The organism is Pseudomonas sp. JR33AA (genome assembly GCF_021378985.1).
Lineage (GTDB): Bacteria > Pseudomonadota > Gammaproteobacteria > Pseudomonadales > Pseudomonadaceae > Aquipseudomonas > Aquipseudomonas alloputida.
Window position 1 is genome coordinate 106,768 of record NZ_JAJSAW010000007.1, and the last position, 15,210, is coordinate 121,977.

Below are 15,210 nucleotides of genomic sequence, written 5' to 3' on the forward strand. Positions count from 1 at the left end.
TCCCCAAGGTAGCCCTGTAATGTCCTTCGCCGAGCAACTGACCCGCCTGCAAGCCTTCCTCGACGCCGACGAGCTGCACGAAGAAGCGCTGGACTATGTCGCCGCACACGGCTACCTCACCGCTCTTTCGATCAATGCCGAGGACGTGCCCGAGCGCGAATGGATCGACGCCCTGTTCGCCGAGGAGCCGCACTACGCCAGCGAAGCCCAGCGCACCGAGATCGAGGCCACCCTGGTGGCGCTCAAGGCGCACATTGCCCGCCAGCTGGCCAGCGACGAAGAATTCGACCTGCCCTGCGACCTCGACCTGACCGATGAGCCGGACGATTCCGATTTGCGCGGCTGGTGCATCGGCTTCATGGAAGGCGTGTTCCTGCGGGAAGAGGCGTGGTTCGAAAACGCCGAGGAAGAAGTCAGCGAGATGCTGCTGCCGATCATGGTGGGTTCGGGTTTGTTTGACGAACAGCCAGAGTTCGCCGATATCGCCAGCAACGCCAACCTGCAGGATGACATGATCGTGCAGATCCCTGAGGCGCTGAGCGCACTGTTCCTGCTGCTGCACGCCCCTGACGAAAAACCGGCGCTGCTCAAGCCACGCCACCACTGAGCAACCTGTGCGCTACCTGCTGCTGGCCACTGGCTGGCTCAGCGTCGCGCTGGGGGTGCTGGGGATATTCCTGCCGGTATTGCCCACCACCCCATTCCTGCTTTTGGCGGCGGCCTGCTTTGCCCGCAGCTCGCCGCGCTTCCATCACTGGCTGGTCCATCATCCCAAGCTGGGGCCATGGATCCGTGACTACCTCAGTGGTGAAGGCATCCCCCTCAAGGGCAAGGTCTACGCCATCGGCCTGATGTGGGCCAGCATTGGCCTATCGTGCTACCTGGTCCCGCTGTTCTGGGCGCGTACGTTCATGCTGACCAGTGCCGTACTGGTCTCTCTGTACATTCTCAGGCTGAAAACCCTGCACAAGCAAAAGTGACAATATTTTGTCGCCAAATATCGCTTTCGCCTAAACAGCACCCTCTTTATCCGAATTAGTTCTGGAACTGCGCAGAGTCCGTGTATCCACTGGATTTCAAGGCGTTTCTCGGCTTCATTCCGCGCCCTCGCATGCACAATGGTTAGACAACAACGATCTTATATGGCAATTTGATATGAATAAATCTTCTTATCTATCGCGTTGAATGTACTTAGCTGTGTTGTTAAAAACCTGCAACACTATACGCGATACGTTTATCGTCATTTTTTTGGCGAACAGCAGGATCAATTCCAGGATCAGGGAGATGTACCATGCGCGTTTTGAACCCCATCACCAGTGCTTTACTGTTGGCCCTGGCGAGTGCCAACGTACAGGCGATGTCGATTACCGAGGCTGTCCAAAGCGCCGTGGACTACCACCCACAAGTGAGCTCCAACCGTAACAGCAAGCTGTCGGCCGATGAAGACGTGAAGTTCGCGCGTGGTGGCTACTACCCTTCCGTGGACCTGGTGGCCGGTTACGGCCGCCAGCGCTCGGACAACGCCACTACCCGCGCCCAGGGTAACCACAACAAGGAAACCCTCAACTACACCCAGTCCGAACTGCGCCTGCGGCAGATGATCTTCGACGGCTTCAACACCTCGAATGAAGTAGGCCGCACCGAGGCGGTCTCTACCTCCCGCGCCTATTACACCCAGGCCGTTGCCCAGGATGTCGCCCTGCGTGCAGTCGAGGTCTACCTGGAAGTGCTCAAACGCCGTGAACTGGTGACGCTGGCCAAGAACAACCTGCAAGCTCACCTGCGGGTCAACGACCAGATTGGCCTGCGCAACGAGCGCGGCGTCGGCAGCACCGCCGACCTTGACCAGTCCCGCGCACGTCGCGCCCTGGCGGAAAACAACCTGGACACCGCCGAAGTCGACCTGGCCGATGCCGAGGCCAACTTCTTCAGCGTGATCGGTCGCGCCCCGGACGAGCTGGAAAGCCCGCTGAGCATCAAGGGCGAGGTGCCAGGCACCCTCGAAGAAGCCCGCGACGGCATGCGCCAGAACAACCCGTACATCAAGTCTGCCCAGGCTGACGTCAATGCCGCCGAGCAGCAGTACGAAGTGGGCAAGTCGACCTTCTACCCGCGCTTCGACGCCATTCTGGCGACCGGTGCCAACAACAACACCGGCGGGGAGAAAGGTCACAACAACAACGACTGGCAAGCTGGCGTGGAGATGAACTACAACCTGTTCCGCGGTGGCAGCGACAAGGCTCGCCTGCAGTCCGACGCACACAAGATCAACCAGGCACTGGACATTCGCAACAACGCCCTGCGTGAGTTGACCGAGAACCTGAGCCTGGCGTGGAACGCCATGAACAACGCCAGCAAGCAGCTGCCAACCGCGCGTGAATACGCCGAGACCACCAAACGTGTACGCGCGGCCTACCAGGACCAGTTCGGCCTGGGCCAGCGCACCCTGCTGGACGTACTGGACAGTGAGAACGAGCTGTACAACGCAGACCGCCGCTACACCGAGGTGCGTTATACCGAAGAATTCTCGCGCTACCGTGTATTGGCGACCATGGGTGAGTTGCTGAGCAAACAGCGTATTTCGCTGCCGCCAGAGGCGCTGGCGACCACCGAAGTCCGCACCGAGGCGCGTCTGCCCGAGATGCGTTGAGCGGGTTTTGCATAGCGGGGCCGCTTTGTGCTGCGAACGGGCTGCAAAGCAGCCCCCAACCCTCATTCGCGGCCGTGATTACGCTGAAAAGTCGCGACGCCCATGGCCCTGATCTGCCCCTCGATCAACGCCTCGAACGGCGCCAGCAGTGCATCGAAGCAGGCCGGTTGCTCCAGCGTATTCAATGCCCCGACCACCGCCTCGATCGTCGACAATGCACCCGGCTCTGGCGCTTTGCGCAACCGATAGCGTGAAGCGGCCACCTGCCCCAGCGTCACCCGCCCCAGCCCACCCAGCAACGGGTTCAGGTACAGCAGCTTGCGCGCCTTGCGCCAGGTGCCGTCCGGTACGATCAGCAGCAAAGGTTTGTCGACCGCCTCGCCATAGGCTGTCAGCACCTGGGCGTCATCACCCGGGAACAGCAGCACCGGGTGGTAGCCGGGGGTGGCGAGCAGGTCAGGCAGGTCATCGAACACCTCTCCAATGCGCAGCTCGGCATTGTTCAGGCCAAGGGCAGCCAGGCGCGCCGTGTTCAGGGCATGGGCAGTTTCACTGGGGTGCTGCAGCAGGATCACACGGGTGCGGCTGTGGAGCGCAGGGATCAGTGGGCATAGGCAATGGTCGAGCGGGCGCTGGCAGCGCTCGCAGCGGGGTCTGGGCATAGCGGTCTCCTTGGCGGAGACAGTTTGCCACATAACCGGGGCCCGCTTTGCGGGCCCGGCAATTTCAACGGTTGAACCTTTCCGCGAGGCTATGCAGGTACTCCGCCATGCGCTCGAGGTCCTGGCTGATTTGCGCGCCTTGCCTGGCTTGCCCGGCGCTCTGGTCGCACAACTGGGCAATCCTCACAATCTGCTGGTTGATGTCTTCAGCCACATGGCTCTGTTGCTCCGATGCCGTGGCCATCTGCTGGCTCATGCCGGTGATGCGGCTGACCGCCTGGGCAATTCCGCTCAAGGCCGCCTGCACTGCCTCGACACTGTGCACGCTGTCGCGGGAAATCTGCTCGCCCCGGCTGGCAGTGCTTACCGCTCGCTGCGCCCCGGCTCTCAACGAGGCGATGATATGGTGGATCTCTTCGGTCGAAGCGCGGGTGCGCTGCGCCAACGACCGCACCTCATCAGCCACTACGGCGAACCCGCGCCCCTGCTCACCGGCGCGCGCCGCCTCGATGGCGGCGTTAAGCGCCAGCAGGTTGGTCTGCTCGGCAATCGAGGTGATCACGTCGACCACACTACCAATCGACTGGGTCTGCTCGGCCAAGGCATTGACTGCCTGGCCAATGTCATTGACCGCATCACTCATGCTGCCCATGGCTTGCAGGCTCTTCAGGGCCAGCTCGCTGCCCTGCTGCGCCAGCTGATCGGCATCACCTGCCGCGTGTGCCGTGCTTTGTACGTTGTGGGTGACCTGCTGGATGGTTGCCGCCATCTGCGCGATCGCCGTGGCGGACTGGTCGGTCTCGCTGCGCTGCCGGTCGAGCATCTGTGCCTGGGCATCGGACAGGTCGGAAGATTGCGCGGCCCGCGACTTGACCCCGACACCAGCATCCACCAGCCGGGTCAGGGCCGTTTGCAGGCGGGCTTCTTCGCTGATGATGGCCAGGTCGAGCTGGCCCTGCAGGCCTGGGTTGTCGCTGTAGGTAAGCGCCACCAACGGACTGGTAAAGGCCTTGGGATGCTCCGCCAACGTGCGGCGAATGGCCTGGTTCTGCCGGTGCTCGACCCAGTACCAGGCCAGCAGCAGGCTTGTCATCAGCACCCCGAGCGCCGCATAGGGGGGCAGCCAAAGGTAACCCGCCGCCGACAGCAGGCCAGCACCGATCAGTGGCCAGCCATGGCCCAGGCCGTGCCCCAGGCTAGCCGCCCACGGCACCGGGCCGCGGCCATCACGCAAACGCGCATACAGTACCTCGGCACGGCGGATCTGCTCGCGCGTGGGCACCGAGCGCACCGACTCGTAGCCACTGATCCGGCCCTGTTCGTAGATCGCCGTGACGTAGGCGCTGACCCAGTAGTAATCGCCGTTCTTCGCCCGGTTCTTGACGATGCCCATCCAGGGTTTGCCCTGCTTGATGGTTTCCCACATGTGGCCAAACACCGCCGGCGGCATGTCCGGGTGGCGCACCAGGTTGTGCGGTTGACCGACCAGCTCGTCGTAGGTAAAGCCGCTGATTGCCACAAACGCGTCGTTGCAGTAGGTGATACGGCTGTCGAGGTCAGTCGTGGAAATCAGGCGTTGATCGCCGGGGAAGGTTCTTTCGTGCTCAGTGACGGGCAAATTCATGCGCATCTTGGGCGATCCTTGCAGGATGAAATAAGGGGAAATCATCAGCGCAAGTTGATATGTAGCAGAGCGCTATCAGGTTAGCGGCCAGCGTTTACCGAAATTTAGCACCCCTCCCGACGGAATGCATGAATGCGTCGCATCTCAGCCCACGTTGAGCTGGCTTTTCAGCAGGTCACGGAAGGTCTGGATCAGCGGTTCGCGGCTGCGCCCGCGGCGAATGATCAGCGAGAACGGGGCCTGGTAACCAAAGGTCGACGGCGACAGTACGCGCAAGTCACCTTTGTCGACCCAGGCCTGGGCGTAGTGTTCGGGCAAGTAGCCGATATAGGCCCCGGAAAGGATCAGGATCAGCTGCGCCTCCATGCTTTCAACCGTCGCCGCGCTGTGCTTGAAGCCATGCCGGGCCAGTTCGGCCTGGCTCCAGTAACCACGCCCGACCATGCGCTGCTGGGTCACCACCTGCTCGGGAATGCGCCGTTCGGTATACAGCGGATGGCGGCTGCTGCAGTACAGCCAGTGCTGTTCGCGGTACAACGGCTGGTACAGCAGGCCGCTCATGCGCGAGGAAAACGCGCCGATGGCCAGGTCCAGGCGGTTGTCCTGCACACCCAGTTGCAGCTCGTAGGGGCTGGACACTGACAGGTGCAGGTGTACCGCCGGGTGCTCCTGGCTGTAGGCACCGATGGCTTCGGCCAACGGCAAGGCGCGGTCACCGACGGTGGAGTCGATCACCCCAAGGTTGAGGGTGCCACGCAACTCTCCCTTTAGGGCGGCGGCATACTGCTCGAAACCGTCCAGCTCGGCCAGCAGGCGCAGGGTTTCCTGATGGAACAGCTCGCCTTTGCTGGTCAGGCTGAAGCCGCCCCGACCACGGTGGCACAGCACGATACCCAACGCGCCCTCCAGCTGGCTCATGTAGGTACTGATGGCCGAGGTCGACAGGTTCAGCTCGCGCTGGGCGTTGGCAAAGCCCTGGTGGCGCACCACGCTGATGAAGATGCGCAGCAGTTTCAGGTCGGGCAAGGTCGAGGCCATGGTGCAACGGTTCCACAAGGTATGTGCGCGCAGTCTAACCGCACTCCCCGCCTTTAGTTCAGAAAATCCTGAACTAAGTATTTGTCGGTAGCGATTCTTCCCCGGTACTCCCTTGAGCAGACTTGGCCGAAATGTCCCTGCCCGCCGGCAAACCATACGTGAATGGCGCGCGGCGGCACAGGTTCGAACAAACACAACAATCGACCGACTGATGAGGCCCACCGTGGACAAGACTCTCCACCAACCACTGGGCGGCAACGAAATGCCGCGTTTCGGCGGCATCGCCACCATGCTCCGCCTCCCCCACCTGCAAAGTGCCGAAGGCCTGGATGCTGCCTTCATCGGCGTACCGCTGGATATCGGTACCTCGCTACGCTCCGGCACCCGCTTCGGCCCGCGGCAGATCCGTGCAGAATCGGTGATGATCCGCCCGTACAACATGGCCACCGGTGCCGCTCCGTTCGACTCGCTGTCGGTCGCCGATATCGGCGATGTGGCAATCAACACCTTCAACCTGCTGGACGCCGTACGCATCATCGAACAAGCGTATGACGAGATCGTCGAGCACAACGTCATCCCCATGACCCTGGGGGGCGATCACACCATCACCCTGCCGATCCTGCGTGCGCTGCACAAAAAGCACGGCAAGATCGGCCTGGTGCACATTGATGCCCACGCCGACGTCAACGACCACATGTTCGGCGAGAAGATCGCCCACGGCACCACCTTCCGCCGCGCCGTGGAAGAAGGCCTGCTCGACTGTGACCGTGTGGTGCAGATCGGCCTGCGCGCCCAGGGCTACACCGCCGATGACTTCAACTGGAGCCGTCGCCAGGGCTTCCGCGTGGTCCAGGCCGAAGAGTGCTGGCACAAGTCGCTGGAGCCACTGATGGCCGAAGTGCGGGAAAAAGTCGGCGGCGGCCCGGTTTACCTGTCGTTCGACATCGATGGCATCGACCCGGCCTGGGCGCCCGGTACCGGAACCCCGGAAATCGGCGGCTTGACCACCATCCAGGCGATGGAGATCATTCGCGGCTGCCACGGCCTGGACCTGATCGGCTGTGACCTTGTCGAAGTCTCCCCGCCTTACGACACCACCGGCAACACCTCGCTGCTCGGTGCCAACCTGCTGTTCGAAATGCTCTGCGTGCTACCTGGCGTGGTGCGTCGCTAATACCGCTCTACCCCGGCAGGAGCCATGAGGGAGGGCCACTGAGGCCCGCCAATACAAGAAAAGACCGCCGGGCGCCGTGCAAACGCCCGCGCGGTCGATCTCGCCATAATAAAGATAATCGGGAGACCCCCAATGGCCTTGGACATCATTGTTGTAATGATCTACACCGCTGGCATGCTAGGGCTTGGCTGGTATGGCATGCGGCGCGCGAAAACCCATGAAGACTACCTGGTAGCCGGGCGCAACCTTGGCCCGGTGCTGTACATGGGTACCATGGCCACTACTGTCCTCGGTGGTGCTTCCACCGTCGGCACCGTGCGCCTGGGCTACGTCCACGGCATTTCCGGCTTCTGGCTGTGCGCAGCCCTGGGCCTGGGCATCATCGCCATCAACCTGTTCCTCGCCAAACCGCTGCTGCGCCTGCGCATCTTCACCGTGACCCAGGTACTGGAACAGCGCTACAACCCGACCGCACGCCAGGCCAGCGCCGTCATCATGCTGGCTTACGCGCTGATGATCGGGGTTACCTCGACCCTGGCCATGGCCACCGTCCTGCAGGTGCTGCTGGACCTGCCGTTCTGGGCTTCGCTGATGCTTGGCGGCGGCGTGGTAGTGCTGTACTCGACCATCGGCGGCATGTGGTCGCTGACCCTGACCGATATCGTCCAGTTTGTGATCAAGACCGTTGGCCTGATGTTCATCCTGCTGCCAGTGTGCCTTTACAAGGCCGGTGGCTGGGACACCCTGGTGGCCAAACTGCCAGCGGCCAGCTTCCAGCTCACCACCATTGGCTGGGACACCATCATCACTTACTTCCTGATCTATTTCTTCGGCATCCTCATCGGCCAGGACATCTGGCAGCGGGTGTTCACCGCCCGTGACGAAAAGGTCTGTCAGCGTGCCGGCACCACCGCGGGTGTGTACTGCGTGCTGTATGGCCTGGCCTGTGCGGTGATCGGCATGGCTGCGCATGTGCTGATGCCCGACCTGGCCAACCCGAACAACGCCTTTGCCGAGATGATCAAGACCACCCTGCCCGATGGCATCCGTGGCCTGCTGATGGCCGCGGCCCTGGCGGCCATGATGTCCACCGCCAGCGCCGGCCTGCTGGCTGCCTCGACCACCGTGACCGAAGACCTGCTGCCCAAGCTGCGTGGCGGCAAGCAGTCGAGCCTGGGTACCAGCCGCCTGTTCACCCTGCTCACCGGCCTGGTGGTGCTGGGCATCGCGTTGGTGGTGAATGATGTGATCAATGCCCTGACCCTGGCTTACAACCTGCTGGTCGGCGGCATGCTGATCCCGCTGATCGGGGCGATCTTCTGGAAGCGTGCGACCACCGCAGGCGCGATTGCCAGCATGTCGCTGGGCTTTGCCACCGCCCTGCTGTTCATGTTCCTGGACGGGCTGGAGGCCAATACGCCGATCTACTACAGCCTGGCAGTTGGGCTGGTGAGCTTTGTCGGGGTGAGCCTGGCGTCACGCAAGTCGGTGGCGGCGGTGAAGCTGGCCTGACGGTTGTACCGGCCCTTTCGCTTGCAGGCGCGGGCTTGCCCACGAAAGGGCCAGCACAGGCAATAGATAATCAGCAGACACAAAAAGGCCGCTGCACCCAACCGGGTGAAGCGGCCTTTGTCGTTAATCAGCGCCGACGCGGTTGACGTTTGCGCTGCTCTTCATCAGTCGGGATCGGCACCGGCTGCAAGGGTGGTGGAATGAGCCCCAAGGCGACGGCCAGGTCATGGAGCCAGTTTGACAGTGGTTTATTCATAATGCCCCCTTGACGGGTCAGCCTCACGGCAAATCAATCCTGCGATGGTTCATACAGATCATAGCCCGATGTCCTGTATTACGCATGCCTCTGTTCCTACACATAAGGGCGATTTTGACGCGGATCAAGCCGTGGCGGCGCATTCCGACGACTGGTTAATCGTTTCGCTTTGTTGCAGGTCGATCCACGCCTGCAGATTAGCCCCGCGCATACCCTGGCGCCACATCAGCCAGGTGACCGCCTGGTCGAAAGGTGCCCGCATTGGGTGCACCCTCACCCGATCACGTCCAGGCAGGCTGTCGAGCATCGACTGGGCCATCATCGCCACACCCGCACCGGCGATCACACAGGCCAGCATGCTCTGGTACGACTCGATCTCCATCACCCGCCCCATCGGCGTATGGGCATGGGCATACCAGGCCTCCAGGCGCATGCGGTACGAGCAGCCCTGGCGGAAGGTGAACACCGCCTTGCCCGCCACGTCCTTGGCTGTATGTACCGCCGGGTGCTCGGGGCTGGTGATCAGTACCAGTTGCTCATCGCACAGCGGCACGCCATCCAGCCCGGCAAGGCTCGGTGGCCCGTCCACAAGCGCAGCATCCAGGGTGTGGTTCAGCAGCCCTTCAAGCAACTCGCCGCTGGGTGCTGCACGCACTTGCAGGTTCACCTGCGGGTAAGCCTGGTGATAGCGCGCCAGCAACGCCGGCAGGTGGGTCGCCGCCGTGCTGTACATGGTGCCCAGCACGAAGTCCCCAGCCGGCTGACCGCCACGCACGGCACCCAGCGCCTCGTCGCGCAAGGCGGACAGACGGTTGGCATAGTCCAGCAGCACCTTGCCTGCTGGCGACAGTTGCAGGCGCTGGCGTTCACGCAGGAACAGTTCGACGCCCAGCTGCTCCTCGAGCTGGCGCAGGCGCGTGGAAAGGTTGGATGGCACCCGGTGCAGGCGCTCTGCGGCGCGGGTAACCGAGCCTTCCTCGGCCACGGCCTGGAAGATACGCAGCTGGCTGAACTCCACAGCATTCTCCAAAACAGAACAACTTGATCATCATTATTCAATTTTTTTGAAAAAGAAACCGCCCTAACCTGCCATCCATCGCTTACATCCGTGCAGGAGACCCGCCATGTCGCCACTCATTCAACTGCTCGCCAGCGCCGTGGCGCTGATGATGGCCATGGGCATCGGCCGTTTCGCCCTCACCCCGCAACTGCCACAACTGATTGCCGAAGGCCAGCTCGACATGACAGTCGCCGGGCTGGTCGCAGCGGCCAATTACCTGGGCTATTTCATGGGCGCAGTGGACGCCATGTTCGCCCGCTCGCCCGGCCAGGTACGGCTGCGCCTGCATGGGGGGCTGTGGCTGTGTGTGCTGCTGACCCTAGCCTCATGGGCTGCCGACGGCTTCTGGGGCCACCTGCTGCTGCGCTTTGGCACAGGCGTAGCCAGCGCCTGGGTGCTGGTGATGATCACCAGCCTCAGCCAGCAAGTAGCCAATGCCCACAACCGCCAGCGCCTGGGAGCGCTGGTATTCACAGGGCCCGGCCTGGGTATTGCCGTGACCGGGCTACTGGCACTGGCCGCGCATGTGCAGGGGTTGGGCTCGGCAGCGCTGTGGCTGATCTATGCCGTGGCCGCCCTGGTAATGCTGCTGGCCGTGCGGCCGTGGTTGCCACGGGCATTGCAAGCGGCACCAGCTCAGTCGCCGGTAAGCCACGGCCCGACGCGCAGTGTCGGCACTGGCCGCCTGGGGTTGGTGTATGGCCTGTATGGCATGGGCTACATCCTGCCAGCCACCTTTCTGTCACAGATGGCCAATCAGCAGTTTCGCGGGCAGTGGCTGGCTGACCTGTTCTGGCCGGCGTTTGGCCTGGCGGCGGCGCTGGGTGTGTTGCTGGTGAGCGTGCGCCGTGGTGGCCGCATTTCGACCTGGCTGACAGCCACCCTGTGGTTGCAAGGGCTGGGTGTGCTGGCCTGCCTGATGGGTGGGGGTATCGGGCTGGTGCTGGGTGTCGCGCTGTGTGGCGGGCCGTTCCTGGCCTGCATGCAACTGGTCATGCAGCGCTCGCGCGAGTTGGCGCCCCATGCCACACAGCGCAATGCCGGGCTGCTGACCGCATGCTTTGCCTTGGGGCAGTTGAGTGGGCCGCTGCTGGCGGCGCTCAGCAGCCATTACAGTGGCGGGCTGCAACCCGCATTGATGCTGGCGGCGGGCGGGTTGGTGGTGGCCGGGGTGCTGGTCCAGTTGCCCGGTGATGCACAGCAGGGAAGCGCCTGTCAGGCGAAGGCTGCATCCTGAGTCGATGTTGCCTGAACCGGCCTCGCGGGGCCGGTTCAGGCAACACTTCACCCTACCAACCGCCGCAATTGCTGTTTCACCCAAGGCTCGGCACTTACCAGGATCACACCCAGCAACACCATCAATGCCCCCACCACGAAATTCGCACTGAGCGGCTCATCCAGCAGCAAAACGCCAAAGGTCACCCCGAACAACGGGGTAATGAAGGAAAACACCGCGAGGTTCGACGCCAGGTACTTGCGCAGCAGCCAGAACCAGGTGAGGTAGCTGATGAACGACACCACAATCCCCTGGAACAACACACTGCCCATTGCCAGCGGCGTCAGCGACACCGCGCCGATCTGCCCGCTGAGCAGGGCGATCAGCAAAAGACCGGCAAAACCGACCGCCAGCTGATAGAACAGGGTCAAGGTCGCCGGCGCCTCCGATAGCCGTGAACAACGCACCACCACCGTGGTAGCGCCCCAGGCCAGCCCGGCGATCACGCCAAAAGCATCACCCAGCAAGGTGCGGCCGTCCATGTGTTCGAACGAAGTGCCACCGGCAAAGGCCATGGCAATGCCGCCGAAGGCCAGCAGAATGCCCAGCCATTGCAGCAGCCGCAAGCGTTCACTGGGTAGACGAAAATGCAGGCCCAAGGCAGTAAATACCGGCGCGGTATAGAGGAACACCGACATATGCGCCGCAGACGTCAGTTTCAGCCCTTCGGCAATGAACAGAAACTCCACCCCGAACAATCCGCCCGCCACCAACCCGGCGCGCCAGGTGCTGCCGACCTGCTCCCAGCCACCCCGCCAGCACAGCATCAGGCCCACCAGCACAGCGGCAATGCCATTGCGCAGTGCTGCCTGCATCACTGGAGCGATGTCGACGGCGGCAGTCTTGATCAGTACCTGCTGGCAGCCCCAGATCAGGCAAAGCCCCAGCATTACCTGGAAGGCGAAGGCGTCAGGGTTCTTGCGGACCGCGCTCATAAGCGGGCCTCTGGGGTGATCGTAGGCATGGGCAAGGCTCGGCAGCGTTCAGAGGCTACCGATTATCGGGTTTTGAACGCTGCACTTGCCAGCCTTAAAACGACCTCAAGCAATCTGTGCCTTCGCAGATACCTGTTCGAACGTCGTTTCGTCCAGCGCATCCTCCTGCTCATCCAGCACCTGGCGCGGGTGCTCGAAGCCGGGAATGCTGCTGTCGATCAGGCTCATCAAGCGCGAACCGCGTTCGGTCAGGACGAAGTTTTCGCCATTGCCGCCGTCCTCTTCAGGCCGGCATTCAATGAATCCGCGCTCGAACAGCAGCTTTTCATACTCGCATGCGCGGGTTTTCAGGTGATCCACGTCACCCACCGGCTCCCCCTTGGCGGCCAGTGCAGCAGCATGCTGCTCGGCATAGGGGCGTGGCGTGAAGCTGTGACCGGCGCCGTTCTGCACTTCGTGCAGCAAGCGTTCGATCAGGTCCCAGTCGTAGGCGATGCTCATGGCTACGGGCTCCTGCTGTGGACGAAAGGGGTACACAGGTTGGGACCTGCCAGGGTTGCCAAGCGTTCCGAAGCGCTTAGCGCTGGCGTTGTTGCGCTTGCATGTACTGGCGCAGCAACTGATTGATTCGGGTCTGGTAGCCGCTGCCCTGCTCCTTGAACCAGGCGAGGACATCTGAGTCCAGTCGAATGGTCACCGTCTGCTTGGCGGGAACGCGCAGCTCGGCCTGGCGGAAAAAGTTCTGGTCCAGTTCAGGGATATCGGATGTGTCGATATCCTTGTCGTCCTGTCGGGCCAGGCGGCCCCAGTCAGTTCTCGATGATTTGGTCATAGTACCTGGCCTCCCGTTTGGTGGCTTTTCTTGCAGAAATGATGCGTATCACCTCACCCCGCCTCTCCGTGTACACGACGACACCTATCAGCCCCTTTAGCCATCCAAGGCTGACCCAACGCTCTTCAGCACACTCCACACCCTCATCACGCCGGATCAGCATGGGATGGTTGAACATGTCAGGAACGTCGGCAAAGTCGATGCCGTGCTTGCGGATATTGCTCTGGTTCTTCCCTTCGTCCCATTCAAAGAACATGGGACGATCTGTATTTACAGCTGTACATACAATACTCCCTCTTTTCCTTCGAGACTAGAGCGATGTAACGCGCTGCTCAACGGCTCTGGAGGGATATGGCTGCGTTTCAGAAATGGGCTACGACCATCAAAGAAATCTTCCATCGGTCGCAAGTCCTGAACTTCCCTGCCCCCACAGCCCTCCACCGGGCATCACCACCGCCGGAGGCTGAAAGGATGAATCCACTACTGCCCATAGCCTGTGCCACTGCCCTGCTCTGCGCCCTGCCCGCTTGGGCCTGCACACCTGAAGAAGCAACGCAAAAACGTGAAGAGCTGGCCGGGCTGGTTACTCAGTTGACCGAGCAGAACCCGCAAAAGGCCAAGGAGATCAATGATGAGCTTCAGGGGATGGACCTGGGTACGGCGAGCAAGGACTTGCCCGACAAGTGTCAGCTGATCGACAAGCGGATCCAGGAGTTGAAACAGGCAGAGAAAAAGGCGGAGTGACGCCTGCGCACGCCCTTTGCAGAAGCGAGCGTGTATCGCTTCTGCAAAGGGCCGGCGTGAGTTTTATTCAGCAGCCGGCTTGCGCTTCTTCAGCGGCGCCAGGCCGTCAGCACTGGCCAAAGGCGCGTTGGCCTTCGGCTTGGCAGTAGGCTTGCGCTTGGCGGCAGCTTTCTTGTCGCCCGTCTTCTTCTCGACCTTTTTCTTCTTGCTGCCGACCGCCTTGCCCGAGGCCTTAACCTTCTTCGGCCCGTTGTAGGTCCCCTTCACTTCCTTGATTACCCGGCGCTCGAACTGCTGCTTGAGGTAGCGCTCGATGCTGGACATCAGGTTCCAGTCGTTGTGGGTGATCAGCGAGATCGCCAGGCCTTCGCCGCCGGCACGGCCGGTGCGGCCCACACGGTGCACGTACTCGTCGCCGCTGCGTGGCATGTCGAAGTTGATTACCAGGTCCAGGCCGTCGATATCCAGACCACGGGCTGCCACGTCGGTCGCCACCAGCACTTTGGAGCTGCCCTGCTTGAAGCGCTCGATGGCCAGCTTGCGGTCTTTCTGATCCTTCTCGCCGTGCAGTACGAAGGCTTTCACGTCCTTGGCCACCAGGTGACCGTAGATGCGGTCGGCCATGGCGCGGGTGTTGGTGAAGATGATCGCCTTGTCGAAGGTTTCGTTGGCCAGCAACCACTGCGCGATCTGCTCTTTATGCTGGTCGTGGTCGGCGGTGATGATCTGCTGGCGGGTGCCTTCAGCCAGTTGCGAGACACTGTTGAGCATCAGGTGTTCAGGGTCTTTCAGTACCTTGCCGATGATGTCGCGCAGGGCCGCGCCACCGGTGGTGGCAGAGAACAGCAGGGTCTGCTCACGGTTTTCGCACTCCTTGCACAGGCGCTCCATGTCTTCGGCAAAGCCCATGTCGAGCATGCGGTCGGCTTCGTCCAGGATCAGGACCTGCACGTGGGACAGGTCGAGGTTGCCGGCATTGAGCTGCTCGAGCAGGCGGCCCGGGGTGCCGATCAGCACGTCCGGCACCTTGCGCAGCATGGCGGCCTGTTCCTTGAAGTCTTCACCGCCGGTGACCAGGCCCGCCTTGACGTAGGTGAACTGCGAGAACAGCTGCACTTGCTTGAGGGTCTGCTGGGCCAGCTCGCGGGTCGGCAGCAGGATCAGCGAGCGGATCTCGACGCGCCCGCCTTTCAGGTCGACCAGACGGTTGAGCAGCGGCAGGACGAACGCCGCGGTCTTGCCGCTGCCGGTCTGCGCGGTCACACGCAGATCACGCCCTTGCAGGGCCAAGGGGATGGCCGCGGCCTGCACCGGGGTTGGCTCGACAAATTTAAGCTCGGCCACGGCTTTAAGCAGGCGTTCATGCAGGGCGAATTGGGAGAACACGGAGGTAACCTCAGACAAGTGCGGGAAATTCAGTTGCATAGGGTAACGTTTTCTGCCGCCT

At 62.1% G+C, this 15,210-nt stretch carries 17 protein-coding genes and 1 pseudogene; 7 read left to right on the forward strand and 11 right to left on the reverse strand.

From position 1 onward, the window contains the following. The first annotated feature begins 19 nt into the window (after positions 1–19). The 3 genes from LVS58_RS13580 to LVS58_RS13590 all read left to right on the forward strand — a co-directional run bounded on the left by LVS58_RS13580 (position 20) and on the right by LVS58_RS13590 (position 2,650). Positions 20–607 (forward strand): YecA/YgfB family protein, encoded by a 588-nt coding sequence (locus LVS58_RS13580; protein ID WP_010955200.1) that lies wholly within the window; start codon positions 20–22, stop codon positions 605–607. 7 nt (positions 608–614) lie between these two features. Further along, the gene (locus tag LVS58_RS13585) at positions 615–980 is read left to right on the forward strand and encodes a YbaN family protein (RefSeq protein ID WP_233691529.1); all 366 of its coding nucleotides are present in this window, start codon (positions 615–617) and stop codon (positions 978–980) included. A 311-nt stretch (positions 981–1,291) separates the two neighbouring features. Next, positions 1,292–2,650, forward strand: a complete 1,359-nt coding sequence (locus LVS58_RS13590; RefSeq protein ID WP_233691530.1) for a TolC family outer membrane protein — start codon at positions 1,292–1,294, stop codon at positions 2,648–2,650. Between the two features lie 62 nt (positions 2,651–2,712). On the opposite strand, the gene LVS58_RS13595 is transcribed toward LVS58_RS13590, so the two are convergent. The 4 genes and pseudogenes from LVS58_RS13595 to LVS58_RS13605 form a co-directional block, all read right to left on the reverse strand. Continuing rightward, positions 2,713–3,312 carry a tRNA-uridine aminocarboxypropyltransferase gene (locus tag LVS58_RS13595; RefSeq protein WP_233691531.1) on the reverse strand — a complete coding sequence of 200 codons (600 nt, stop codon included), beginning with the start codon at positions 3,310–3,312 and terminating at the stop codon, positions 2,713–2,715. Between the two features lie 64 nt (positions 3,313–3,376). Then, positions 3,377–4,405 (reverse strand): methyl-accepting chemotaxis protein, encoded by a 1,029-nt coding sequence (locus LVS58_RS13600; protein WP_442796462.1) that lies wholly within the window; start codon positions 4,403–4,405, stop codon positions 3,377–3,379. Between the two features lie 228 nt (positions 4,406–4,633). Then, positions 4,634–4,981: pseudogene (locus tag LVS58_RS25295) on the reverse strand (PAS domain-containing protein); the annotation flags it as partial. Between the two features lie 99 nt (positions 4,982–5,080). Beyond that, a complete protein-coding gene (locus LVS58_RS13605) occupies positions 5,081–5,974 on the reverse strand; it encodes a LysR family transcriptional regulator (protein WP_012273604.1) in 894 nt (297 codons plus the stop codon). A 223-nt stretch (positions 5,975–6,197) separates the two neighbouring features. Between LVS58_RS13605 and speB the strand changes: the two genes are divergently transcribed. Together speB and LVS58_RS13615 are read left to right on the forward strand one after the other, a co-directional pair. Continuing rightward, positions 6,198–7,148, forward strand: a complete 951-nt coding sequence (gene speB / locus LVS58_RS13610) for an agmatinase (RefSeq protein WP_233691533.1) — start codon at positions 6,198–6,200, stop codon at positions 7,146–7,148. A gap of 132 nt (positions 7,149–7,280) precedes the next feature. Beyond that, positions 7,281–8,660 carry a sodium:solute symporter gene (locus LVS58_RS13615; protein ID WP_233691534.1) on the forward strand — a complete coding sequence of 460 codons (1,380 nt, stop codon included), beginning with the start codon at positions 7,281–7,283 and terminating at the stop codon, positions 8,658–8,660. 127 nt (positions 8,661–8,787) lie between these two features. Here LVS58_RS13615 and LVS58_RS25070 read toward each other — a convergent pair whose 3' ends face one another. Together LVS58_RS25070 and ptrR are read right to left on the reverse strand one after the other, a co-directional pair. Continuing rightward, positions 8,788–8,916, reverse strand: coding sequence for a PA1414 family protein (locus tag LVS58_RS25070; RefSeq protein WP_009683677.1), 129 nt, complete (start codon positions 8,914–8,916; stop codon positions 8,788–8,790). A gap of 124 nt (positions 8,917–9,040) precedes the next feature. Further along, entirely contained in the window at positions 9,041–9,934 is an 894-nt protein-coding gene (gene ptrR, locus LVS58_RS13620; RefSeq protein WP_233691535.1) for a putrescine utilization regulator PtrR, read from the reverse strand. A gap of 106 nt (positions 9,935–10,040) precedes the next feature. On the opposite strand from ptrR, the gene LVS58_RS13625 reads away from it, so the two are divergent. Further along, positions 10,041–11,213 carry an MFS transporter gene (locus tag LVS58_RS13625; RefSeq protein ID WP_233691536.1) on the forward strand — a complete coding sequence of 391 codons (1,173 nt, stop codon included), beginning with the start codon at positions 10,041–10,043 and terminating at the stop codon, positions 11,211–11,213. 47 nt (positions 11,214–11,260) lie between these two features. Here the strand turns inward: LVS58_RS13625 and LVS58_RS13630 are convergent, their stop codons facing one another. The 4 genes from LVS58_RS13630 to LVS58_RS13645 form a co-directional block, all read right to left on the reverse strand. Then, a complete protein-coding gene (locus LVS58_RS13630) occupies positions 11,261–12,187 on the reverse strand; it encodes a DMT family transporter (protein ID WP_076402677.1) in 927 nt (308 codons plus the stop codon). A 105-nt stretch (positions 12,188–12,292) separates the two neighbouring features. Then, positions 12,293–12,688, reverse strand: a complete 396-nt coding sequence (locus tag LVS58_RS13635; RefSeq protein WP_003254595.1) for a hypothetical protein — start codon at positions 12,686–12,688, stop codon at positions 12,293–12,295. 76 nt (positions 12,689–12,764) lie between these two features. Then, positions 12,765–13,019 carry a BrnA antitoxin family protein gene (locus tag LVS58_RS13640; protein ID WP_233691537.1) on the reverse strand — a complete coding sequence of 85 codons (255 nt, stop codon included), beginning with the start codon at positions 13,017–13,019 and terminating at the stop codon, positions 12,765–12,767. Next, on the reverse strand, positions 12,997–13,275 hold the full coding sequence (locus LVS58_RS13645; RefSeq protein WP_233691538.1) for a BrnT family toxin: 279 nt from the start codon (positions 13,273–13,275) through the stop codon (positions 12,997–12,999). Before LVS58_RS13645 ends, LVS58_RS13640 begins: the two co-directional genes overlap by 23 nt. 215 nt (positions 13,276–13,490) lie before the next feature. Between LVS58_RS13645 and LVS58_RS13650 the strand changes: the two genes are divergently transcribed. Then, positions 13,491–13,763 carry a hypothetical protein gene (locus LVS58_RS13650; protein WP_233691666.1) on the forward strand — a complete coding sequence of 91 codons (273 nt, stop codon included), beginning with the start codon at positions 13,491–13,493 and terminating at the stop codon, positions 13,761–13,763. A 63-nt stretch (positions 13,764–13,826) separates the two neighbouring features. On the opposite strand, the gene LVS58_RS13655 is transcribed toward LVS58_RS13650, so the two are convergent. Then, the gene (locus LVS58_RS13655; RefSeq protein WP_233691539.1) at positions 13,827–15,188 is read right to left on the reverse strand and encodes a DEAD/DEAH box helicase; all 1,362 of its coding nucleotides are present in this window, start codon (positions 15,186–15,188) and stop codon (positions 13,827–13,829) included. Between the last annotated feature and the right edge of the window lie 22 nt (positions 15,189–15,210).

What these genes read in the sequence shown, in the direction of transcription:
- LVS58_RS13580 (WP_010955200.1), top strand. Translation starts at nt 20, where the DNA reads ATGTCCTTCGCCGAGCAACTGACCCGCCTGCAAGCCTTCCTCGACGCC.
- LVS58_RS13590 (WP_233691530.1), top strand. Translation starts at nt 1,292, where the DNA reads ATGCGCGTTTTGAACCCCATCACCAGTGCTTTACTGTTGGCCCTGGCG.
- LVS58_RS13595 (WP_233691531.1), bottom strand. Translation starts at nt 3,312, where the DNA reads ATGCCCAGACCCCGCTGCGAGCGCTGCCAGCGCCCGCTCGACCATTGC.
- LVS58_RS13600 (WP_442796462.1), bottom strand. Translation starts at nt 4,405, where the DNA reads ATGACAAGCCTGCTGCTGGCCTGGTACTGGGTCGAGCACCGGCAGAAC.
- LVS58_RS13605 (WP_012273604.1), bottom strand. Translation starts at nt 5,974, where the DNA reads ATGGCCTCGACCTTGCCCGACCTGAAACTGCTGCGCATCTTCATCAGC.
- LVS58_RS13615 (WP_233691534.1), top strand. Translation starts at nt 7,281, where the DNA reads ATGGCCTTGGACATCATTGTTGTAATGATCTACACCGCTGGCATGCTA.
- LVS58_RS25070 (WP_009683677.1), bottom strand. Translation starts at nt 8,916, where the DNA reads ATGAATAAACCACTGTCAAACTGGCTCCATGACCTGGCCGTCGCCTTG.
- LVS58_RS13625 (WP_233691536.1), top strand. Translation starts at nt 10,041, where the DNA reads ATGTCGCCACTCATTCAACTGCTCGCCAGCGCCGTGGCGCTGATGATG.
- LVS58_RS13630 (WP_076402677.1), bottom strand. Translation starts at nt 12,187, where the DNA reads ATGAGCGCGGTCCGCAAGAACCCTGACGCCTTCGCCTTCCAGGTAATG.
- LVS58_RS13635 (WP_003254595.1), bottom strand. Translation starts at nt 12,688, where the DNA reads ATGAGCATCGCCTACGACTGGGACCTGATCGAACGCTTGCTGCACGAA.
- LVS58_RS13640 (WP_233691537.1), bottom strand. Translation starts at nt 13,019, where the DNA reads ATGACCAAATCATCGAGAACTGACTGGGGCCGCCTGGCCCGACAGGAC.
- LVS58_RS13645 (WP_233691538.1), bottom strand. Translation starts at nt 13,275, where the DNA reads ATGTTCTTTGAATGGGACGAAGGGAAGAACCAGAGCAATATCCGCAAG.
- LVS58_RS13650 (WP_233691666.1), top strand. Translation starts at nt 13,491, where the DNA reads ATGAATCCACTACTGCCCATAGCCTGTGCCACTGCCCTGCTCTGCGCC.
- LVS58_RS13655 (WP_233691539.1), bottom strand. Translation starts at nt 15,188, where the DNA reads ATGCAACTGAATTTCCCGCACTTGTCTGAGGTTACCTCCGTGTTCTCC.